At 61.3% G+C, this 22,140-nt stretch carries 21 protein-coding genes; 20 read left to right on the forward strand and 1 reads right to left on the reverse strand.

The window, feature by feature from the left end; all coding sequences use genetic code 11:
• Positions 1–47: 47 nt before the first annotated feature.
• Positions 48–446: a 50S ribosomal protein L17 gene (gene rplQ / locus ACFC20_RS15610; protein WP_375193808.1), complete on the forward strand. Its 399-nt coding sequence runs from the start codon at positions 48–50 to the stop codon at positions 444–446.
• A 222-nt stretch (positions 447–668) separates the two neighbouring features.
• Here the strand turns inward: rplQ and uvrA are convergent, their stop codons facing one another.
• Complete coding sequence (gene uvrA / locus ACFC20_RS15615) at positions 669–3,491, reverse strand: excinuclease ABC subunit UvrA (RefSeq protein WP_375193809.1); 2,823 nt, start codon at positions 3,489–3,491, stop codon at positions 669–671.
• Between the two features lie 186 nt (positions 3,492–3,677).
• Between uvrA and ACFC20_RS15620 the strand changes: the two genes are divergently transcribed.
• The 19 genes from ACFC20_RS15620 (at position 3,678) to ACFC20_RS15710 (ending at position 22,137) form a co-directional block, all read left to right on the forward strand.
• Complete coding sequence (locus ACFC20_RS15620) at positions 3,678–5,048, forward strand: MFS transporter (RefSeq protein ID WP_375193810.1); 1,371 nt, start codon at positions 3,678–3,680, stop codon at positions 5,046–5,048.
• Positions 5,049–5,105: 57 nt separating this feature from the next.
• Positions 5,106–5,627: a single-stranded DNA-binding protein gene (ssb, locus tag ACFC20_RS15625; RefSeq protein ID WP_375193811.1), complete on the forward strand. Its 522-nt coding sequence runs from the start codon at positions 5,106–5,108 to the stop codon at positions 5,625–5,627.
• Between the two features lie 220 nt (positions 5,628–5,847).
• Positions 5,848–6,774, forward strand: coding sequence for a biogenesis protein MshI (locus tag ACFC20_RS15630; protein WP_375193812.1), 927 nt, complete (start codon positions 5,848–5,850; stop codon positions 6,772–6,774).
• Positions 6,771–7,376, forward strand: coding sequence for a PilN domain-containing protein (locus ACFC20_RS15635; protein ID WP_375193813.1), 606 nt, complete (start codon positions 6,771–6,773; stop codon positions 7,374–7,376). The genes ACFC20_RS15630 and ACFC20_RS15635 overlap by 4 nt, the downstream gene beginning before the upstream one ends.
• The gene (gene gspM / locus ACFC20_RS15640; RefSeq protein ID WP_375193814.1) at positions 7,376–8,053 is read left to right on the forward strand and encodes a type II secretion system protein GspM; all 678 of its coding nucleotides are present in this window, start codon (positions 7,376–7,378) and stop codon (positions 8,051–8,053) included. Before ACFC20_RS15635 ends, gspM begins: the two co-directional genes overlap by 1 nt.
• Before the next feature lie 2 nt (positions 8,054–8,055).
• On the forward strand, positions 8,056–8,397 hold the full coding sequence (locus ACFC20_RS15645) for a hypothetical protein (RefSeq protein ID WP_375193815.1): 342 nt from the start codon (positions 8,056–8,058) through the stop codon (positions 8,395–8,397).
• Between the two features lie 17 nt (positions 8,398–8,414).
• Positions 8,415–10,112: a pilus (MSHA type) biogenesis protein MshL gene (gene mshL / locus ACFC20_RS15650; protein ID WP_375193816.1), complete on the forward strand. Its 1,698-nt coding sequence runs from the start codon at positions 8,415–8,417 to the stop codon at positions 10,110–10,112.
• Position 10,113: 1 nt separating this feature from the next.
• Positions 10,114–10,953 (forward strand): ExeA family protein, encoded by an 840-nt coding sequence (locus ACFC20_RS15655; protein WP_375193817.1) that lies wholly within the window; start codon positions 10,114–10,116, stop codon positions 10,951–10,953.
• Positions 10,950–11,999 carry a tetratricopeptide repeat protein gene (locus ACFC20_RS15660; protein WP_375193818.1) on the forward strand — a complete coding sequence of 350 codons (1,050 nt, stop codon included), beginning with the start codon at positions 10,950–10,952 and terminating at the stop codon, positions 11,997–11,999. Before ACFC20_RS15655 ends, ACFC20_RS15660 begins: the two co-directional genes overlap by 4 nt.
• Positions 11,999–13,768, forward strand: coding sequence for a GspE/PulE family protein (locus ACFC20_RS15665; RefSeq protein WP_375193819.1), 1,770 nt, complete (start codon positions 11,999–12,001; stop codon positions 13,766–13,768). The genes ACFC20_RS15660 and ACFC20_RS15665 overlap by 1 nt, the downstream gene beginning before the upstream one ends.
• The gene (locus ACFC20_RS15670; RefSeq protein ID WP_375193820.1) at positions 13,768–14,997 is read left to right on the forward strand and encodes a type II secretion system F family protein; all 1,230 of its coding nucleotides are present in this window, start codon (positions 13,768–13,770) and stop codon (positions 14,995–14,997) included. The genes ACFC20_RS15665 and ACFC20_RS15670 overlap by 1 nt, the downstream gene beginning before the upstream one ends.
• Positions 14,998–15,579 (forward strand): hypothetical protein, encoded by a 582-nt coding sequence (locus tag ACFC20_RS15675; RefSeq protein ID WP_375193821.1) that lies wholly within the window; start codon positions 14,998–15,000, stop codon positions 15,577–15,579.
• Between the two features lie 61 nt (positions 15,580–15,640).
• Positions 15,641–16,153 (forward strand): prepilin-type N-terminal cleavage/methylation domain-containing protein, encoded by a 513-nt coding sequence (locus ACFC20_RS15680; RefSeq protein ID WP_375193822.1) that lies wholly within the window; start codon positions 15,641–15,643, stop codon positions 16,151–16,153.
• A 41-nt stretch (positions 16,154–16,194) separates the two neighbouring features.
• Positions 16,195–16,686, forward strand: coding sequence for a type II secretion system protein (locus ACFC20_RS15685; protein ID WP_375193823.1), 492 nt, complete (start codon positions 16,195–16,197; stop codon positions 16,684–16,686).
• Between the two features lie 125 nt (positions 16,687–16,811).
• Positions 16,812–17,273: a Tfp pilus assembly protein FimT/FimU gene (locus tag ACFC20_RS15690; protein WP_375193824.1), complete on the forward strand. Its 462-nt coding sequence runs from the start codon at positions 16,812–16,814 to the stop codon at positions 17,271–17,273.
• On the forward strand, positions 17,270–17,764 hold the full coding sequence (locus tag ACFC20_RS15695; protein WP_375193825.1) for a prepilin-type N-terminal cleavage/methylation domain-containing protein: 495 nt from the start codon (positions 17,270–17,272) through the stop codon (positions 17,762–17,764). Before ACFC20_RS15690 ends, ACFC20_RS15695 begins: the two co-directional genes overlap by 4 nt.
• Positions 17,764–18,549, forward strand: coding sequence for a type II secretion system protein J (locus tag ACFC20_RS15700; RefSeq protein WP_375193826.1), 786 nt, complete (start codon positions 17,764–17,766; stop codon positions 18,547–18,549). The genes ACFC20_RS15695 and ACFC20_RS15700 overlap by 1 nt, the downstream gene beginning before the upstream one ends.
• Position 18,550: 1 nt before the next feature.
• Positions 18,551–18,952 carry a hypothetical protein gene (locus tag ACFC20_RS15705; RefSeq protein ID WP_375193827.1) on the forward strand — a complete coding sequence of 134 codons (402 nt, stop codon included), beginning with the start codon at positions 18,551–18,553 and terminating at the stop codon, positions 18,950–18,952.
• Between the two features lie 65 nt (positions 18,953–19,017).
• On the forward strand, positions 19,018–22,137 hold the full coding sequence (locus ACFC20_RS15710; RefSeq protein ID WP_375193828.1) for a DUF6701 domain-containing protein: 3,120 nt from the start codon (positions 19,018–19,020) through the stop codon (positions 22,135–22,137).
• Positions 22,138–22,140: the final 3 nt, after the last annotated feature.

Here is a 22,140-nt window from a genome sequence, read left to right on the forward strand (position 1 = left end):
TTCTGGGCGGTTAATCGCCGATTAGTTTAAGGTAAGGAATCAGAGCAATGCGTCATCGTAAGAGTGGTCTTAAGTTCAGCAGGACCAGTGCGCATCGCAAGGCCATGTTCCGTAACATGACTGCGTCACTGGTTGAACACGAGCTGATCAAGACAACGCTGCCGAAAGCCAAAGAGCTTCGTCGGGTAGCCGAGCCTTTGATCACGCTCTCCAAGAATGATTCGGTCGCGAATCGTCGTCTGGCGTTCTCACGCCTGCGTGACGATGCTGCGGTTGCCAAGCTCTTTGACGAGCTGGGTCCCCGTTACAGCGAGCGTCCGGGTGGATACCTTCGTATCCTGAAGTGCGGCTTCCGTGCCGGCGACAATGCCCCCATGGCATTCGTTGAGCTGGTTGGTCGCCCGCTGGATATCGAAGCGGAAGAGGTGGACGAAGACGAGGAGTAATTGCCTCGGCTTCGGCCAACCACAGAAAAACCGGGTTCCGTGAGGTTCCCGGTTTTTTTGTGTCTGGTTTTCAGGGAATTCGTGGGCTTCGAGGTCAGGTGGCTGGCACGGGGGTGAGGGTGTATTTTCTTTGGGAAAACAACTCGCTTCGCTCAGACATCTTTTCCCGGCAGAAAATACACCCTCGCCCCCGCGCCGACAGAAAGCTCCATGGCCCGCTAATTAACTCTTCAACATGGGCTTGAGATAACGACCGGTGTGGGAAGCGGGGTTCTTGGCAACGTCCTCGGGCGCACCCTCTGCAATGATCTGCCCGCCGCCTGAGCCGCCTTCGGGGCCCAGATCGATAATCCAGTCGGCAGTTTTTATGACGTCCAGGTTGTGCTCGATCACCACAATGGTGTTGCCGTGGTCACGGAGCCTTTCCAGGACATTCAGCAGTTGCTGGATGTCGTAGAAGTGCAGGCCGGTGGTGGGTTCGTCCAGAATGTAGAGGGTTTTGCCGGTGTCCCGTTTGGACAGTTCCTTGGCCAGTTTCACCCTTTGGGCTTCGCCGCCGGAGAGGGTCACTGCGCTCTGACCGAGGCGGATGTAGGACAGGCCGACGTCGATCAGGGTCTGGAGTTTGCGGGCGATGAAGGGCACGGCATCGAAGAATTCGCGGCCTTCTTCTACGGTCATCTCCAGAACTTCGTTGATGTTCTTCCCTTTATACCGCACTTCCAGGGTTTCCCGGTTGTAGCGCTTGCCCTTGCACACGTCGCAGGGCACGTAGATGTCCGGCAGGAAGTGCATCTCGACCTTGATCACGCCGTCGCCCTGGCAGGCCTCGCAGCGGCCACCCTTCACGTTGAAAGAGAAGCGGCCGGGTTTGTAGCCGCGGGAGCGGGCTTCCTGGGTGCCTGCGAAGAGTTCGCGGATGGGCGTGAAAAGGCCAGTGTACGTGGCCGGGTTTGAGCGGGGTGTCCGGCCGATGGGGCTCTGGTCGATGTCGATGACTTTGTCCAGATGCTCGAGGCCCTTGAGTGAGCCATAGGGGGCATGGTTCAGGCTGGTGGCCTTGTTCAGTTTGGCGGCGGCCACCGGGTACAGGGTGCTGTTAATCAGGGTCGATTTGCCTGAACCGGAGACCCCCGTTACGCAGGTCATCACACCCAGGGGCAGGTTGAGGGTCACGTCCTGAAGGTTATTGCCGCTGGCGCCGGTCAGGGTCAGGGTTTTGCCGCTGCCTCTGTTGCGCTTCTTCGGGACAGCGATCTCCCGTGTGCCACTGAGGTATTGGCCGGTAAGGGAATCCCCGTTCGCGATAATGTCCTCGGGAGTCCCATGGGCAATTACCTGACCACCATGCACGCCCGCGCCGGGGCCGATGTCGATAACATGATCTGCAGCCCTGATTGAATCCTCGTCGTGTTCCACCACGATCACCGTGTTGCCCAGGTCCCGAAGATGGGTGAGGGTGGCCAGTAGCCGGTCATTGTCCCGTTGGTGCAGGCCAATGGAGGGTTCGTCCAGGATGTACATCACGCCCACCAGCCCGGCGCCGATCTGGCTGGCCAGTCTGATACGCTGGGCCTCGCCACCGGATAGGGTGTCGGCACTGCGCTCCAGAGTGAGGTATTCAAGGCCCACATTTACCAGGAACTGCAAGCGCTGGCGAACCTCTTTGAGGATCTTCTCGGCAATCTCGCCCTTGCGACCGGGTAGTGCCAGGGTCTGGAAGTAATCGTGGGCATCGCCCACCGGCAGGTGGGTGACATCGGAGATGTTGTGGTTCTCGATGAACACATGGCGGGCGCTGCGACGCAACCGGGAGCCCTGGCAGTCCTTGCAGGGCTGGGTGCTCAGGTTGCGGGCCAGCTCTTCGCGCATGCTCTGAGAGTCGGTCTCGCGGTAGCGGCGTTCAAGGTTTGGCAGAATGCCCTCGAACGTATGGGCCTTCTCCATGATATGGCCCCGCGAGTTCACATACCGGAACGGAATCTCCTCGTTGCCGGAGCCGAACAGCAGGACGTTCCGGAACGCTTCAGGCAGATCGATCCATGGCGTCTCCAGATCAATGCCGTAGTGGTCGGCCACACTGCCGAGCATCTGGAAATAATAAACCGCCCGGCGGTCCCAGCCCTTGATGGCCCCAGAGGCCAACGTCGCCTCAGGATGCTGGACGATTTTCTCTGGATCGAAGAACTGCCGCACGCCCAGGCCATCGCAGGTCGGGCATGCGCCGGCCGGGTTGTTGAAGGAGAACAGCCGGGGTTCCAGCTCACTCAGGGAATAGCCGCATTGGGTGCAGGCGTAGCGGGCGGAAAAGGTGTGTTCCTCGCCCTCGCCACTCATGGGGGCCACGAGGGCGATGCCGTCGGCCAGTTCCAGCGCGGTTTCGAAGCTTTCGGCAAGGCGCTGCTCGAGGCCTGGTTTCACCTTGAACCGGTCCACCACCACGTCAATCTGGTGTTTGCGCTTCTTGTCCAGGACCGGCACATCGTCAATATCGTAAACGGTGCCGTCCACGCGCAGTCGTATGAAGCCCTGGCTGCGCATGGTGTCGATCACCTGTAGGTGCTCGCCCTTGCGGTCCCTGATGACGGGCGCCAGGATCATCAGCTTGCTGTCCTCGGGCATCGCCAGCACCTGATCGACCATCTGGCTGACGGTCTGGGCCTCGAGCGGCTGACCGTGGTCAGGGCAACGGGGTTCGCCGGCGCGGGCAAACAGCAGCCTCAGGTAGTCGTAGATCTCGGTGATGGTGCCGACCGTGGAGCGAGGGTTATGAGAGGTGGATTTCTGTTCGATGGAAATGGCCGGGGAAAGGCCTTCGATGTGGTCAACGTCAGGCTTTTCCATCATGGACAGGAACTGGCGGGCGTAGGTGGATAGAGATTCCACATACCGCCGCTGCCCTTCGGCGTACAGTGTGTCGAAGGCGAGGGACGATTTTCCCGAGCCGGAGAGGCCGGTAATCACAATCAGTTTGTCCCTCGGCATATCCAGGTCGATGTTCTTCAGGTTGTGGGTGCGTGCCCCTTTGATCTGGATATGGTCCATAACACCTCGCTCGGAAGAAAAACGAAAAGTATACCGTGTTGCCTGCCACGCCGCGAAAAGGATCCGGAGCTGTGCTTCGGGAATGGTCCCCTGATGGCACGGCTTTTTGCTACAATGCGCCGCCTGCGAAGGCTATCTGCTCCCTGATGTGACCGCTTTCAACCCCGACTGAGGTACGTAGTTGCCATGAATGCCCTGGAAAAACGCTCCGTTGCGGCCCTGGCATCGGTCTATGCCATGCGCATGCTCGGGCTGTTCATGGTCATGCCGGTGTTCATGCTGCTGGGCGGAGAGCTTGATGGAGCTACACCGGCGCTGCTCGGCCTGGCCATCGGGGCCTATGGTTTGAGCCAGGCCCTGCTGCAGATTCCATTCGGCATGCTCTCCGATCGGGTCGGGCGCAAGCGCATGATCTACATCGGCCTTGTGCTGTTTGCTTCAGGGAGTTTCCTCGCAGGCGCCACGGACTCCATATACGTTGTGATTGCGGGTCGGATTCTTCAGGGGGCAGGGGCAATCGCCAGTGTCCTTATGGCCCTGCTCAGTGATCTCACCCGTGAAGAAGAGCGCACCAAGGCCATGGCCACCGTGGGTGTCACAATCGGGCTGTCCTTTTCCGTCTCCCTGGTGCTGGGGCCATTGGTCGGGGCCTGGTGGGGACTGTCTGGCATTTTCTACGCCACCAGCGCCCTTGCCGGGGTGGCGCTGTTCATCGTGTACCGCATGGTGCCCACCCCGCACCAGCACAAAGTCAGCGCCGATACTCAGCCGGCCCGGCAGATGCTGGGTCGGGTGCTGTCAGACGGCCGGCTGCTGAGGCTGGATTTTGGTATTTTCGCCCTGCATCTGGTGCTCACGGCGCTGTTCCTGGTGTTTCCGTCGTTGCTGCAGGATCAGTTCGGTCTGCCTGGCGATGCCCACTGGTGGTTCTACCTGAGCGTCATGGTCACCTCCTTCTTCGCGATGGTGCCGTTCATTATCCTGGGTGAGAAAAAGCGCAAGATGAAGCCCGTGCTGTGCGCTGCCATTGCGCTGCTGACGATTGCTACCGCAAGTTTTACCGCCGTGCCCGCCAGTCTGGTCGCAGCCTGGTTCCTGCTGTTCCTGTTTTTCATGGCCTTCAATCTGCTGGAGGCCAGCCTGCCTTCGCTGATCAGCAAGGAGGCGCCGGCCGCAGGTAAAGGCACCGCCTTGGGGGTTTATTCCACCTCCCAGTTCATGGGGGCCTTCCTCGGCGGTGCCGTTGGCGGGTTCCTGTTGCAGGAGGCGGGCATTGCCGGCGTGCTCTGGTTTATGGCCGGCATCCTGGGCCTGTGGCTGTTGGTCGCGCTCACCATGCCCTCTCCCGGCTACACCACCAGTTTCGTGGTACAGTTACAGCAGGTTCTCGGCGAGCAGTACGACGATATGGACAGTGATCTTCGACGCTTGCCGGGTGTGCAGGACGTGGTGATCGTGGAGGAGGCGGCTACGGCGTACCTGAAAGTGGATCGACAGCATTTCGACGAAGCTTCACTTGCGGACTTTTCATTTGTCCGGCACCCTAGCAATTCATGAAATCCGGACGCCCGCAAGGAGCGCGGGTTGTCCCTGAAACAGAGTCAGGAGCAGAGCATGGCACGAGGCGTAAACAAGGTAATTCTGATTGGCAATCTGGGCCAGGACCCGGATACGCGCTATACCCCTAACGGCAATGCCGTAGTGAACCTGAACCTTGCCACAGATGAGAGCTACAAGGATCGTCAGACAGGGCAACTGGTTCCAAAAACGGAATGGCACCGTGTTGTTCTGTTCGGCAAGGTGGCAGAGGTGGCCGGCCAGTATCTGCGTAAGGGCTCCAAGGTTTACATTGAAGGCAAGCTGCAGACGCGCAAGTGGCAGGGCCAGGATGGTCAGGACCGTTACACCACCGAGGTGGTGGTGGACATCAACGGCCAGATGCAGATGCTGGATAGCCGTGGTGGCGAGGGTGGCATGAGCCAGGGCGCCCCGGCCGGTCGGCCGCAGCAGTCAGGTTACAACGCGCCGGCAGGGCAGCAGAACAATCCGCCCCAGTCGGGTGGCTACAGCAATCAGCCGTCCCAGGGCAGCATGCCGGAACCGGTTGACGACTTTGATGACGACATTCCCTTCTGAAAAATACCTGAGGGAAACGAGATCAACGAGAGAGCCTCCGCATTGCGGGGGCTTTTTTGTTAAGCGCTTGCAAAAAGAAGTCAAATCAACCGCCAAATCTGGGAGTTAGGTTCACTTTCTCAACGATCATGTTATCGTTTGTAAAAAAAGCGGCTGTTTTTTGGGCAGCGAATAACAACAGGGCTGGCGAGACGCGCTCGGATCCAGGTTAGCGGACTGCATGACAAGCACATCACTGATCAACAAACTGGCTGGCATATTTCGTCGGAGCCGTGCGCGGCAGCAGGTCTGCCTGGAAATTCGCCCGGACGGCATCGCCTGGGCGGTTTCCGGTGGTTCGGATGGTGCCGGGTTTGTCGAGTGCCTGCCCGCCAAGCGTCTGGCCGCACTCGAGGACCTTGTGTCCCGGTATGGCTGGGCCGGCGCTTCCGCGACACTGGTTTTGCCGCTGGATCAGTATCAGGTGTTCCAGATGGAACGCCCCGAGGGCGTCGAGGAGTCCGAGCTGGGTGACGCCCTTAAATGGAAGCTCAAGGATTTTCTCGATTTCAGCCCTTCTGATGCCGTCTCGGATGTTTTTCCCTTTCCCATGGATGCCTCCCGGGGACGCGGCGAACTGGTGAACGTGGTAGCGGCCAGGAAAGCCCTGGTGTCCGAGCTGGTATCTCTGGTTCAGGCCTCCGGGCTGTCGCTGGTACAGATTGATATTGCCGAGCTGGCCCTGCGTAACTTGGTGTGCCGGCTGGATGAGAGCGGTCGCAGTGCCGCGCTGGTCCATATTCGTGAAAACTATGGCCAGATGGTGATTTGCAAGAACAACACCCTCTATCTCTCCCGCCGCCTTGATGTGAACTCCGACGATCTGCGGGATGCCGCGCGTCAGGAATCCGCTGTGCAGTCTCTGGCCCTGGAAATGCAACGCTCCCTGGACTACTACGAAAGCCAACTGGGGCAGGTGCCTCCGGCCCGGATTCGCCTGGTCGCGAGGGACAGCGTCCTGCCGCTTGCCTCGATGCTCTCGTCCTACGTGGCTGCCGGCGTTGAAACTCTGGAATGGCCATCGGTGGGCCTGAATGAGGCTCTGGACAGTCGCTGCCTGCCGGCCTGGAGTGCTGGCCTGGCGTTGCCAGCGGAGGCGCGCGCATGATCCAGAGGGTAAATCTCTACACCGAGGAGCTGCGGCCCCGCAGGCAGAAACTGCAGGCCGGGACCGCCCTGGCGATTGTCGGAGCCGGGTTGCTGCTGGTTATTCTTGCTGCCGGACTGGTGCGATACCAGAACATGGATCTGGATGCGCGGGTCGCGGGCCTTGAGCAGCAGAACCGGCAGCTGGAGCAGGACGTGGCCCGGCTTGAGGGCGCCGTCCAGGGCCGCCAGCCGGATAGCGATCTGCAGGCGCAGTTGGCCGATGTGACAGAGACCCTGGCGCGCCGTCAGCGATTACTGGCGAAAGTGGAGAGCCTGGTGCTTTCCGAGGATCGCCGCTTTTCTCCAGGCATGGCCGCTCTCGCCCGCCAGATTCCCGAGGACGTCTGGCTCACGGGTGTTACCTTGGCCGCGGATGCCGATCAGGTCATTCTGGAGGGGCGTAGCCGCAGCGGCGCACTGGTACCCCTGTACCTAGAAAAACTCGGGCAGGAACCGGCGTTCGCAGGAAAGACCTTCGGTGCCTTCCGGCTTTCCCGTGTGGATGAAGGGCCCTGGATTGAGTTCCGCGTCGCCAGCCAGCGAACCGGGGAGGGGGACTGATGGCCCATTCGTTGTCTGACAGGCTGGCGAGTCTCGCCGACCGATACAACCAGCGTCCGGTGAGAGAGCGGGCCCTGATGCTCGCTACGGCTCTGGTGGTTCTGGTTGTCGTGGGCTGGGAGCTTGCCGTGGTTCCGGTGCAGCAGGAACACCAGCGTCTCCAGAATCGCCTGCAGGCGCTGTCAGCGGATGCCAACGGCCTCCTGGCGCAGCAGCAGACGCTGGAGCGTCAACTGGCCACCGATCCCTCCCTCTCGCTGCGCAACCAGCTCAGCGCCAGGCAACAGAGGCTGGAGGCACTCAATCGCCAGATTTCCGATACCACCGGTGAGTTGATTGCGCCCAGGGCCATGGTCTCGCTCCTGCAGACCATGCTTGCCGCCCAGGATGAGCTGGCGTTGCAGGGCCTGGAACTGCAAAAGCCCACGCCTGTCTATGCGCCCTCGGCAACCACCGACGGCGAGCAGGAAGCCGAGCCTCTGCTCTACGCCCATGAGGTGGAGCTGCGGATTCGCGGCAGTTACCTGCAGGTACTGAATTACCTGGAGCGGCTGGAAGCGATGGACGACCGCCTGGGCTGGGTCCGGCTGCACTACGATGCAGGCGACTGGCCCGCCGGCGAGGCGACCATTCGTGTGCGCACACTGAGCCTGGAACAGGCATGGTTGGGGGTTTGAGAATGAAGAGTCGGGCGCGTATCGCCGTTCAAAGCTGGCTGGGTCTGCTGATGATGGCATTGGCGTCCGCACCTGCCGTGGCTTTGCAGGACCCGACCCGCCCCCCAGGAGGAGGTCAGGTGGTTTCAGCGCCGCAGCCAGAGCGGGCCCTGGTGCTGGATTCCATTCTCTACAGCAAGGATCGGCGGGTTGCCGTGATTGAAGGCAAGGCCCTCACGGAAGGCCAGAGGGTTGATGGCGTACAGGTTATCCGGATCTACCATGATCACGTGCGGGTCTCGGACAGTGGCCGCGAGCGGGTCTTGTACCTGGATGGACTTCCGCAGGTTCGGGGAACTCAATGACTGACAAACGGATAGACATGACCACAATCAGACACCTCGGCGTGTTGGCCCTGGCCCTGGGCCTCGCAGCCTGCAGCAACAACCCGTTGATGCGCACGGCTACGGCCACCTCCACCGATTCGGCGCAGGCCATCGAAGAGACCCTGGCCCAGGCCGGGCAGCCCGCCCAGCCGGAGCCGGAGGTGCCAGCGAAGAGCACCTTGCCCCCGGATGTCAGTGCTGCGCTGCTGCCCCCGCTGTCGACAGCCGCCTCGCTGGATGAACGCTTTGACGTGAGGGCCCAGGGAGTGCCGGCCGCCAGTTTCTTCCAGTCGCTGGTGGAGGGTACCCGGTACAATGTGGTGGTCCATCCGGACGTCGACGTTGTCGTGGACCTGCGACTGGGCGATGTGACGGTGCCGGAGGTAATGGACATCACCGCCGATCTCTACGGGCTGGATATCCGTCGCAACGGCCGTCTGTTCCGGGTAATGGCCAACGAACTCCAGACCCGCCTGTTTGCCATCGACTACCTGCATTTCAAGCGTCGTGGCGGCTCCGAAACCCGGGTCAGTTCCGGGCAGGTCACCAATGCCCGCAGCAGTGATTCCGGCGCCAACACCAGTACCGGCGACTCCGGCGACACTCGGAACCTGATTGGCACCACCATTTCTACCGAAACCGAGTCGGATTTCTGGCAGGACATCCGGGCTGCCCTCAACATGATCGTTGGCGGCGACGGCCAGCAGGTGATCGTCAATCCCGGCGCCGGTCTGGTCATGGTTCGCGCGCGCTCCGACGATCTGGAACTGGTGGAGGATTACCTTCGCCGTACCGAGCTGATCATGCAGCGGCAGGTGATCCTGGAGGCCAAAATCCTGGAGATCGCCCTTAACGAAGGCTATCAGCAGGGCATCAATTGGTCGGACATCCAGAGTGCCTCCGGCATCACCGCCTCCGATGGCCTGCCCGAAGACTTCACCGCCCAGGCCCTCGCCGGACAGGTGATCCAGACCTCCGACATCGGCGGCCTATTTTCGGCCAGCGTGCGTGCCGGCGACTTTACCGGGCTGATCGAACTGCTGGGCCGGCAGGGCAATGTACAGATTCTCTCCAGCCCTCGAATTTCCACCGTGAACAACCAGAAAGCGGTAATCAAGGTGGGTACTGACGAGTTTTTCGTCACTGATATTGATTTCAATAATAATAACCCGACCTTGGCAGCGACGGGCCGCACCTCCACATCCGTGGAGCTAACCCCTTTCTTTTCCGGCATCTCCCTGGACGTCACCCCCCAGATTGCCGAAGACGGCTCGATCACCCTGCACGTGCACCCGGCGGTCAGTGAGGTGACCGATCAGGAGAAGGTCATTACCGTTGGCGAGCGGGATGTGACCCTGCCCCTGGCCAGCAGCACCGTTCGCGAAACCGATAGTGTGATCCGGGCCGAGAGCGGGCAGATCGTGGTGATTGGCGGCCTGATCCAGAACACCAGTGAAGACCAGAATTCGGCCGTGCCCTTCTTCAGCGAGATTCCGCTGGTGGGCGAGTTGTTCAAGCAGCGTCGTTTCCAGTCCCGCAAGAGCGAGCTGGTGATCCTGCTGCGGCCGGTAGTGGCGGGGCTGCCGGAAATGAACGCCGACATCTCTGCGAGCCGGGAGCGCATGAGCGTTCTGAAAGAGCTGCTGCAATCGTCCGGGTCTGTGACCCCCGAGCCGGAGAAAGCGCCGCGATAGCATGTACGAAGCCCACTTTGGACTGCAGGAAGCACCGTTCGCATTGACGCCCAACACCCGCTATTTTCTGCGGGCGCCCAGCCATGGTGATGCGCTGGAGCTATTGCTGGTGGCGTTGCGCCAGCGAGAGGGCTTCATCAAGATCTCCGGTGAGGTTGGCACTGGCAAGACCCTGCTGTGCCGCCTGCTGCTCAATGAGCTGGAGCAGCAGGCGCACACTGCCTACATTCCCAATCCCCGCCTGACGCCAGAGACTCTCTACGAGGCTGTTGCCGAAGAACTTGGGGTGGATCTGGCGGGTTGTGCCAACAGTCATCAGGTGTTGAAGGCCATCAATGAAAGCCTGATTGGTCATGCCATGGAGCGCCGGCCGGTGGTGCTGGTTATTGACGAAGCCCAGGCCATGCCCGAGGAAACTATTGAAGCACTTCGGCTGCTCACCAACCTCGAGACCGAGAGCATGCGTCTGCTTCAGGTGGTGTTGTTCGGCCAGCCCGAACTCGATGCGCTGCTGCAGAAACCGAGTCTCAGACAGCTGAACCAGCGGATTACCTTCCATTACCGGCTGGCGCCGCTTGATCGGCAGTCGGTGGCACAGTACCTGCGACACCGTTTGGCCCAGGCTGGCTACAATGGCGCCGACCTCTTCACACCCGGGGCTCTGCGTCTGATTGCCCGTGCGTCTGGCGGTATTCCCCGGCTGGTAAACATTCTCGCCCACAAATCCCTGCTGGCGGCCTGGGGCCGCGGTGACCGGCTGGTGCAGAAATCCCATGCCCTGCAGGCCATCCGAGATACCGAAAGCGTGCGGCTGCCAGGTCTGATTGCGAGGTGGTTATGAGCCTGCTTAATGATGCGCTCAGGGCTGCCGAACAACGGCAGAACCGACCGGAAGTCGCTACTGCTTACACCGGCCAGGTTCGCGGTGAGCGACCCGGACGCTCGGCCCTGTGGTTCGTTGTTTTGCTGCTGGTGGCCGGTCTGGCCGCCGTTCCGGCCATCTGGTTCCTGAATCGCGACCATTCTGAGGCCGATGCCGGCGAGGCCACGGGGAATGCGCCCGTGGTGGAGGCAAAAGAGCCACAGCCGCAGCCGCAGCCACAACCACAACCAGAGACGGTTGTGATGGCGCCAGAACGAATCAGCGAGGCGCCTGCTTCAGAGCCGACGCCAAGCGTTGAGCGGCAGGCGGAGCAGCCCGTTGACGCCCCGGTTGCGACTGTCGAGCACGAGGCAAGCGAGGCGCCAGTTTCGGGGGAGCCAGTATCGGCCTCGACGCCAGAGGAAGAGCTGCCCGCGGTCAAGCAGGTTCGGGAAACCCCGGAAGCGATGGATCGCCGGGTCAGTCAGGAACTTGCCTCGCTTCTTGGAAACGGTGAGGTTGCCAAAGCCGAACAGCGTTTACAGGCACTGGTGGCGGCTCAGTCCGCCCCTGTTAGCCGCGAGGTGTTTGCGCGCCGGATGCTGGTGGAGGGCAAGCCGGAGCATGCCCTGGCCTGGCTGCCAGCCGATGTAACCGCCGAGGTGCCGGATTTGCGCCTGCTCAGGGCCCGTGCCCTGCATGCCACCGGCGATCTGGCAGGCGCCCTGAGCACGCTGGAGAGCTCTGTGCCGCCTGTGGCAGACAATGCCGGGTATCGGGTAACACTGGCCACACTGCTTCAGCAGGCCGGCCGGAGCGCCGAGTCGGCCCGGCACTGGTCGCTGCTGATTGTCGAAGACGATAGCCGGGCGGCCTGGTGGGTGGGGCTGGGCATTGCGCTGGAAACCGGTGGCGAGCCTGACAGCGCCGCACGGGCCTACACCCAGGCGGCACAGCTGCCAGGGCTGTCGCCCTCGCTGGCGGACTACGTTCGTGAACGACTGAGAAGCTTGCAGGCGGGATGATGACAACAGAACCGAAAAAGAAAGTCCGGTTAGGGGACCTGCTGGTTCAGAACGACGTCATTACCGAACAACAGTTGATGACGGCCCTTCGCGAGCAGAAGAGCACCGGTCGAAAGCTCGGCAAGACCCTGACCGACCTGGGGTATGTGGACGAGGACAGTCTGCTCAACATTCTCTCTCGTCAGCTCGACGTGCCCTTTGTGCAGTTGCGGCACTACCAGTTCAACAATGAGCTGGTGAAAAAACTGCCGGAAGCCATGGCCCGGCGTTTCCGCAGTATTGTGCTGGCGGAGCAGGGGGGCGAACTGCTGGTGGGCATGGCCGACCCGCTCGACATCTTTGCCTACGATGAGCTGGTCCGTATTCTCAAACAGCCTATCAAGCAGGCGGTGGTTCGCGAGAGCGAGCTGCTGAACACCCTGGACCTGGTGTATCGGCGCACCGACGAGATCGCCTCCCTGGCCGAAGAGCTGGAAGACGAACTGGGCGACGATGCGTTCGACCTGGCCGATCTGTCCGCAGAATCGGAAAGTGCCGAGGCGCCGGTAGTCAAGCTGCTGCAGACACTGTTCGAGGATGCCGTACAGGCCCGCAGTTCGGATATTCACATCGAGCCGGATGAAACCGTGGTGCGTATCCGGCAGCGGGTGGACGGCGTACTGCAGGAACAGGTGATGAAAGAGAAGCGGGTCAACGCTGCGCTGGTCCTGCGCCTCAAGCTCATGGCGGGGCTCAATATTTCCGAGAAGCGGATGCCCCAGGACGGCCGCTTCAATGTGCGGGTCAAGGGCCGCAGCATTGATGTGCGGGTGTCCACCATGCCGGTGCAGTACGGCGAATCGGTGGTGATGCGCCTGCTGGACCAGAGCCAGGGGATGTTGAATCTGGACGGTACTGGCATGCCGGTGGAGCTGCTGGAGCGTTTCCGGCGGATGATCAAGAAGCCCCACGGCATGATTCTGGTAACCGGCCCCACCGGTAGCGGTAAAACCACGACGCTCTATGGTGCGCTCACAGAGCTTAATCGCCCCGAGGTGAAGATCATCACCGCGGAAGACCCGGTGGAGTACCGTCTGCCTCGCATTACCCAGGTTCAGGTTGATCCGAAGATCGGGCTGGAATTTGCCGGCGTGCTCCGGGCGGCCCTGCGCCAGGACCCCGATGTGATCCTGGTGGGTGAGATGCGGGATCGGGAAACTGTGGAAATCGGCCTGCGTGCCGCCATGACTGGCCATCTGGTGCTGTCCACCCTGCACACCAACGATTCCATCAGCAGCGCCATGCGTCTCATTGATATGGGGGCGGAGCCGTTTCTGGTGGCTAGCTCCCTGCTGGGGGTGGTCGCCCAGCGGCTGGTAAGGCGGGTGTGCGAGAACTGCGCCGAGTCCTATTCGCCAAGCGAGCAGGAGCTGGTGTGGCTGCGCAGTTTCGATCTGGATCCTCTCGACCTTGAGGCCGGATTTGTACGCGGGCGAGGCTGTTACCAGTGCAGCAATACCGGCTACAAGGGCCGGATCGGTGTCTACGAGCTGCTGGAAATGAATGAGGCCATGCTGGATGCCCTGAGGCGTCGCGATGTGTCGGCGTTTACCAGCGAAGCCCGCAAGAGCCCGCTGTACAGGCCGCTGGGCCGGTGTGCCATGGATTTCGCGCTACAGGGCACGACCACGCTGGACGAGGTGGCCAGGGTAGCGGCGACCTCCGAGGGAGAGCTTGCACCGGAAGCCGAGATTCCCCTGCCGGATGAACCTCTTGGAGGTGGCGTCTGATGCAGTTCAGTTACCGGGGTAAGGACAATCGTGGCATGGTCCAGCAAGGATCCCTGGGGGCTCCTAATGCGGACGCGGCGGCCTCGGAGCTGATGCGCCGGGGCATTACCCCGTTGACCATCCGCGAGGTGGAGGAGCGGGACTCACTGTTCGATCGACTGAACCGGCTGCCGGTGTTTCGCAAGCGGGTCACCCTGGACGAGCTCATTGTGTTCTGTCGGCAGATGCACGCGCTTACCAAGGCGGGTATCCCGTTGATTCGCACCATGCGCGGGCTGGCCGAGACTACCCGGTCGCCGGTGCTGGCGGAGGTGCTGGAAGACGTAACCACCCGGCTTGAGGGCGGTACCACCATGGCCACTGCCATGCAGGCTCACCCCGGGGTGTTCTCGGAGCTGTTCATTGCCATGATCCACGTGGGCGAGAACACCGGGATGCTGGATGATGCCTTCAAGCGGCTGTCGGAGATCCTGGAGCTGGAGCGGGACACCCGGCGACGCCTGAAGCAGGCCATGCGTTATCCCACGTTCGTGGTGATTGCGCTGTTGGCGGCACTGATGGTGGTGAACTTTCTGGTGATTCCCAAGTTCGCGGCGGTGTTCAACAAACTGGGTGCGGACCTGCCGTTCCTGACCCAGGTGCTTGTCGGCACTTCGAATTTTCTGCTCGGCTACTGGTACGTTGTGCTGTTTTTGGTGGCCGCTGGCGGGTTGCTGGTTCGCCAATGGAAGCAGACCGAGCAGGGCCGGTTAACCTGGGACCGCTACAAACTGCGGGTTCCGATCATCGGCCCATTGCTGGAACTGATTACCCTCAGCCGGTTTTCCCGCAACTTTGCCACCATGTTGTCTGCGGGTATGCCGGTGACAACGGCGCTGACCGTTGTGGCGGACGCCACCGACAATGCCTGGATTTCGCTGCATATCAAGGAAATGCGGCAGGGCATCGAACGCGGCGAGAGCCTGTTGCGAACGGCCCGCAACAGCGAGATGTTCACGCCCTTGATCCTGCAGATGATTGCCGTGGGTGAAGAGACTGGTTCGGTGGACGACATGCTCAATAACGTGGCGGACTTTTACGACGAAGATGTGGACTACGGGCTCAAGCGGCTGGCGGAAAGCATTGAGCCGATACTGATCGTGGCCATGGGCATCCTGGTGCTGATCCTGGCGCTGGGCGTGTTTCTTCCGATCTGGGATCTGGGTGCGGCCGCCATGGGGCGGGGATGAATGGCCCTGGCGAAGCTGTCCGATGCGAGCGGTTGGGCGATGTCTCGCTGGTTCCGGCTGGCAGTGGCGCTGGCGATACTGGCCACGCTCGGGTGGTTCCTGCTGGGGGTGCTGGAGCGGGAGACGCGCAACGCGGAAGAGCGGGCGGCAAACATGGTGCTGGGGCAGCTTCGGTCGGCCCTGGTGATCAAGGGTGCGGAGGTGATGCTGGGCCGTGACGGCAACCTGGCGGAGCATCAGGGCATCAACCCGTTCGAGCTCATTGAGCATCAATGGAGCCGTTACCGGGGGCACTGTTCGGCTCCCATCCCGGATCCGGGGACCTGGTGCTTTCAAACCAGGCAACACAATGAAACAGACGCGCAGGTGGACGGCTGGTTAATTTACAACCCGAGGCAGCCGATAACCATAGATAGGCGCAACGCCAGGTCGCAGCAGCCGATGGCCTGGCAGGTAACAACGGAATTTTCGGACCGTAACGGGAACGGTGTGCGGGAGCAGGAAGAACGGCTGACGGGGCTGAAACTGGCCCCAGTGTCGTTGGCGGGCGCGCCTGTGACGGCGCAGGATGCGCGGAATTGAATGATCGCAGCTCTTTAAATCAAGGCTAAAACCAAGACTAAAACCGAAACGAGGACGACCCATGAAGCGGGAGAGCAAAAGAACGAAACAGCAGGGCTTTACGCTGATCGAACTGGTGGTGGTGATTGCCATACTGGCGATCCTGGCCGCCTTCGCCCTGCCGCGGTTTGCCCAGTTGTCGGAGCAGGCGCACCAGTCGAGCATCCGGGCGACCGCCGGGGCGCTGGCCGCGGGCGTGGCCCTGGCAAAAACTCAGTGGGTATCCAACGGATTCACCACCGCCCAGACCAACATCGTTGGCTTTGGCAATGACAATGTGGATGTGAACGACGAGGGCTGGCCAGTCTCGGTTGCCTCGGACAGCAGTTCTTCCACCATGACCACGGACACCTGCCAGGAAGTCTGGCTGGGTGTGCTGCAATCGAATGCCCCCACCGTGGCGACCACGGGCACCGTAGACTACACCGTTTCGATCGATGCGGGGGATTGCGTGTTCACCTACCGACCGGACGGCGAGGGTAGCGACATCACCTACGATGCCGACACCGGCGAAATCATAACCAACATCAACTGATAAAACTGAAAGCCAAATGGCAACAACGACGGAGTAGCACTATGAACGCAATGACAGCAATGGCAGTGAGAAAAGAGAAAGGTTTCACCCTCATCGAACTGGTGATGGTGATTGTAATTCTGGGGATTCTGGCGGCGTTTGCGTTGCCTCGGTTTGCGGATTTCGGCAATGAAGCCCGTCTTGCAACACTTGAAGGTGCGATTGGATCTGTCAAGTCAGCTGCAGGCATAGCTCATGCGCGTTACGTCGCGGATGGTGATGATCCGGCTTCCGTCAGCCTCGACGGAACGACAGTGACGATGGAAAACACGAACAACGGGTATCCCACAGCGGACGCTGACGGTATTGGCGCAGCGGCACAGATTGATGCAGCCGACTTTACGATTGGTGCGGCTACCTCGAACGTCACCACTATCACCGTTACAGACACTGTAGGGGTGGATCGCGACGGGGACAGTACAGCTGGCGAGTGTTCTTTTGATTACAGCGCCATCACTGGCTCTGTGTCGAACCGCCAGACCGATGACTGCTGATCAATGTGTCGCATCGGAAAGTGAGGTCGGATTAGCAACGCGTAATCCGACAAGCGTTTCTATGATGGGCTCCTGTCGGGTTACGCTCCGCTAACCCGACCTACATGGGTTAATGAGGAGGGGGCATGAGGCAATGGAACGCCCCGCGAGAATCGGGGTTCACCCTGGTCGAGCTGGTCATGGTCATTATCCTGATCGGAGTGCTCTCCGTCCTGGGTATTGGCCTGTTTGCCAGCCGATCGGCCTTCTCGCCACTTCTGGCCAACCAGCAACTGGCCTCGGCCACGCTGCTTGCACAGCAGGCAGCGCTGGCGGGTAATGCTGCCAACACCCTGACCATTGAACAGGGCTCAGACGAGTTCCGGTTCGTGGTCGGTGGCGGCAGTGCCAATCCCCGAACCTTTGCCATTGCCCGGGAGAGCACCAGTCTCTCGGTAGCTGGCGGTTTGCCTATAACCCTTTCTTTCGATGCCAGAGGCGCGCCCGCATCCGGTTCGAACCTGCAGCTTACCTTTACCGGAGACAGCACCTTTACCACTTGCCTCAGCTCTCTGGGCGCCGTGTACGCCGGGAGCTGTCAGCCATGAGCCGGGCGCAGGGCGGTGCTACGCTGGTGGAGCTGGTGATCACCATTGTGATTATCAGCGTCGCGATTGCCGGTGTGGTGGGCGCTTTCTCACTGATTGCCGGGCGAAGCGCCGATCCGCTCAACCAGACCCGGGCGGTGAAGCTGGCCCAGCTGTACATGGATGAGATCATTACCCAGAAGTACGACGATCAGACCCCTCAGGGCGGCGTGCCCAGGTACAGCGGTGCCTGTACCATTGGCGCTGAAAGCGACGAGTCCACCCGAAGCGAGTTTGATGATGTGGACGATTACCATAATCTTAGCGGGCCGCCGGCCACGGCCACCGGTGCCTCGTTGAGTGGCTATAACGGTTTCACGGTGTCCGTCACCGTCGCCTGCGCCGGGGGCGATGTGGGCCTTCCGGCTTCCGAGGCCAAGCGTATCGAGCTGTCGATACAGGCGCCGGGTGATCAGTCCTTTGTCTTCTCTGCCTACAGGGCTAATTTCTGATGAAGCGGGCGGGCGGTTTTACCCTGGTGGAGCTGGTGATGGTCATCGTTCTGCTGGCCATTGTGGCGACCATTTCCGTGCAGTTCGTCACCTTGTCCACCCGCGGCGCCATCGATGTGGGTGCCCGCCAGCAACGGGCCCTGGCCGGCGTTGTCATCAGTGAACAGATCAGCAGGGCCGTGCGGGCGGCCTTACCCACCTCCTTGCGAACGGGTTCCGGTGGAAGCTGCGTGGAGTGGATGCCCATTGTGGCGGCATCAAACTACCTCAACCGGCCGTCCGGGCCTACGCCGGATTCCTTTGAGGCGGTGCCTCTGGCAGGTGGGCGTTCTGCAGCCGGGCGAGTGGTGATCTACGGCTACGGCTCGAATGTCTACAACCCCACGGATCCCGGGCCGATTTCGCCGCCGGCCACGGTACCTGCCGGACCCTCGCCGGTAACGGTGACCTTTGACGGCGGAGCGACCCACCGATTCTCCCAGCAGTCACCGGAGCGCCGATTCTACGTGGTCTCCGGGCCCGAGGCAGTCTGCCAGGCGGGCGCGTTCCTGTATCGCTACAGCGGCTATGGCATCAATGCCTCGCCTGCTTCGGGATTACCGTCGAGCTATCCGGGCCGTGAAGTCATGGCCGCCAATCTGGTGCCGGGTTCTTTGGAATTCGAAGTAACGCCGCCCAGTCTCCAACGGGGTGCCGTGGTGTCGTTCAGTTTCGAGCTTGCGGATCCGGAATCCGGTGAAACCACAGCGATCACTCAGGAGGTTCAGGTTCGTAATGTGCCCTGAAGTGTCCAGCTTGAAACAACAGGGCGGCGCAGGCCTGCCCATCGCCCTGTTCATCATCACGGTGCTGGCGCTGCTGGTGATTGGCATGGCGCAGCTGCAGCAGTCCAGCGGAGAGTCGGTCAGCCTGCAGATCCAGTCGCAGCGCGCGTTCTTTGCGGCCGAGAGCGGTGCCCAGGTAGCGGTTCGTGAGGCTCTGGAGGCGTCAAGCTGTGCCGCCATCACCACTCCGGTGGCTTTCAGCACGCCAGGTCTGTCCGGGTGTCGTGCTGTAGTCAGCTGTGAGTCGGTAACGGAAGACATCGGTGGCTCGGGCGGCGATACGGTGTATACCATCGTAAGCGAGGGCCAGTGCGGCGCGGGGCCGGACCAGGCGAGTCGGGCAGTTGAGGTGCGAGTTCGATGATTTGGCGATTGGCTGTTTTTCTCCTGTTGTGGTTACTCCTTGGCTCCGTTGCGAGCGCGGAGATAGTGCTTTCTGCGAACAACGATCCGAATGGTCCGGTAACTGTGAATGTGGGCGACTCGGTCTACCTCGAGGTGACGGCAACGGGTTGCGAAAATGTCCAGGGTAATAACGGCGTCTGGCGGGATAACTGGGTGAATGCAGGTGATCCCGAGCAGCAGATCTTCGGGACCAGCCCCTGTTCCATTCCTGCTTTTGGCCGAACGGTCAGCTACGGTTCCCCGGGCACTTATACCGTTGAGTTTATTTCCGAGTACTGCCGAAATTACCGATTTGGCGATTGCAGGACAGGATGGACCGAAGACCAGCGCGATTCCATTGTCGTGATTGTTCTGGACCCGCAAGCACTGACCTGTTTTGACGACGACTATTCCGCAAATGGTCTGGCCCCGGAAGACTGGGTCACGTCTGTTGCCAGCGGGAACTTCACGCCCACCGAGATCAACGGTCGGCTTCGGATGACGGAAGCGCGATCCAACCAGTCCACCGCTGCCACACTGCAACGGGAAATTCCGGGTGCCGAGAATCTGCTGATCCTGCAGTTCGACTATTACGCCTACGGAGGTAACGGGGCAGATGGAATCGCGGTGGTTCTCTCGGACGCCGGGGTGACCCCAAGGCCCGGCAGCTTTGGTGGCTCCCTGGGATATGCCCAGCGCAACAATGGTGACGCCGGATTTGCCGGGGGCTGGTTAGGTATCGGTATTGATGAGTACGGTAACTTCTCGGCGGCCACCGAGGGTCGACAGGGCGGGCCGGGCAGAATCCAGGATTCCGTTGCCATTCGCGGATCGGGATCAGGGAACAGCGGTTATCGCTACCTGGACGGAACCGGGCGCCTGAACCCGGGTATTGACGCCACGGGACAGAACAACCCTCACCGTTATCGCATCACGGTTGATTCCCGGATTGCCGGCGAGGCCATCGTTTCCGTGGAGCGCGATACTGGCTCAGGTTTCCAGCAGTTGATCGCGCCGTTCAACGTGCTTGACGAGCCCGGCCAGGCGGCTGTTCCGGAGAACTTCCTGCTGTCACTTACCGGCTCTACCGGAGGTTCCACCAACATTCACGAACTGGACAATACGGAGCTGTGTGCCCTCAAGCTCAATCCGGTGGGTGCCCAGGTGGATCATTTTGAAATCATCCACGATGGCGTTGCCCTGAGCTGCCAGCCCGAGACGGTGACCATCCGGGCCTGCGCGACGGCAGACTGCGACCAGCCGGAAGATCTGTTTACTGATCCGGTAACCGCTACCCTGGCGCCCGGGAACGGTTGGGTGCAAGGCAACCCGATTACCTTCTCGGGTGGGGTAGGACAGGCAACGCTACAGAACACCGCAGGCGGGGTGGTCACCCTGGACGTCGTGGGGTCGGAGCCCTCGACCCGTCCCCAGTCGGTCACCCTGTGCGACAATGGCAGCGGTACGCTTTCCTCGACCCAGTGCCAGTTGGAGTTCTTCGAGTCTGGCCTCGCCTTTGATGTCCCGGATCTGATTTCCCATCGACCGTCCGGTCCGGTCGAGATCCGGGCCGTCCGGCAGAAAGAGCAGAGCCAGGCGTGCGTACCGGCGTTCGAGAATGTCACCCGCCCCGTGCGTTTCTGGTCGACCTACTCGGATCCGGGGCCAAACGGACGCCCCGTGAGTCGCGCGGTCGCGGTCAATGGGGCAGACATCAGTGGTGATTCCGCCAATCCGTCGGTGGTTGACCTGGATTTCGGCCCGGGAGGCATTGCTGAGGTTGAGGTGACCTATCCCGATGCCGGCCTGATGCAACTGGATGCCCGCTATATCGGTTCGACTGCCACCGATGACGACGGGCTGGTGATGCCCGGGGCGGACCTGTTTGCGAGCCGGCCTGCCGGGCTTTGTGTTCGTACCGGTGGCGAGTGTGCCGCCGGGGATAGCACCTGCCCGACGTTCGTGCGGGCCGACGAGGAATTCGACCTGTCGATTACCGCCGTTGGCTGGCAGAGTGATACCGACGCCGACCTCTGCCAGGGCAACCCGGTAACCCCGAATTTCCGCCTGCTGGATATACCCCTGACGTCCTCGGTGCAGGCACCGGCCGGGGGCGCCGATGGCGTGTTCGAGCCGGCCAGCTACACCCACACCCGCTCGGCCAGCGCCACGGAAACGATTCGGGCGCGCGTTTCCGAAGTGGGTGTTTTCGAGTTCTCTGCCACGCCAACGGTCGGCTCCTACCTTGGCCTGACCCCCGACGGAGGCAAGAGCCAGCCGACGGGCCGTTTTTATCCGGATCGGTTTGCCGTTGCGGTGGATCCCGGGGAAATGGCGCCTGTTTGCAGCACGGGCGCCCCGTTCACCTACATCGGCCAGAGTTTCGGGTATCTGGCCACGCCCAGTCTGACCATCGAGCCCCTTTCCCTGGCAGGCACGCGCACTCGGAACTACACGGCCGCCGGGTTCCAGCGGCTCAACGAATCGGGAGTGATCAGGAGCTTCCCCAGCCAGGATGCCTCCGCGACGGACCAGGCCGGGAGTGCCATGGTGGTGACGTCCGGTGTTGCCACAGGCGCGCTGGCCGTAACCGCCCCGGGCTTGATGACCTACACCTACGATCTGGGCGACAGCTTTGAATACACAAAATCGGCCGCGGCTCGCATTGCCCCGTTTGCCCCCGAACTGCCGTTCTCGATTGACAGCATCACTGACAGTGACGGAGTAAACGCCGAGCAGCCTTCCTATCCCTTCACGCCGTTGGCAGCGTTTGAGATGTATTACGGTCGTCTGGTGATGGAGAACGTCTACGGCCCTGAGAACATCATGGAGCTGGAGATGCCTTTCCGGGTGGAGTATTGGAACGGTGCCCGTTACGTTGTGAACACCGACGATAGCTGTACCGACTGGACCACCGCCGATATCAGCAACACGGCTAACCATCACACGCTGGTCACCGACTCAGGCACATTCACAACGGGCTCCGCAGGACCGCTGATCCTTCAGCCAAACGGCACCCAGGGAACGGACACCCTGGTCTGGGCCGTCGAGCAATGGCTGCGTGACGACGAGGATGGCGATGGTACTCTCGACAACCCGGTGGGCCTGGCCACCTTTGGCGTGTTCCGCGGGCACGACCGGGTGATCTACTGGCAGGAGCCATAAAAA

It is taken from the genome of Marinobacter sp. (assembly GCF_041984545.1).
Classification (GTDB): domain Bacteria; phylum Pseudomonadota; class Gammaproteobacteria; order Pseudomonadales; family Oleiphilaceae; genus Marinobacter.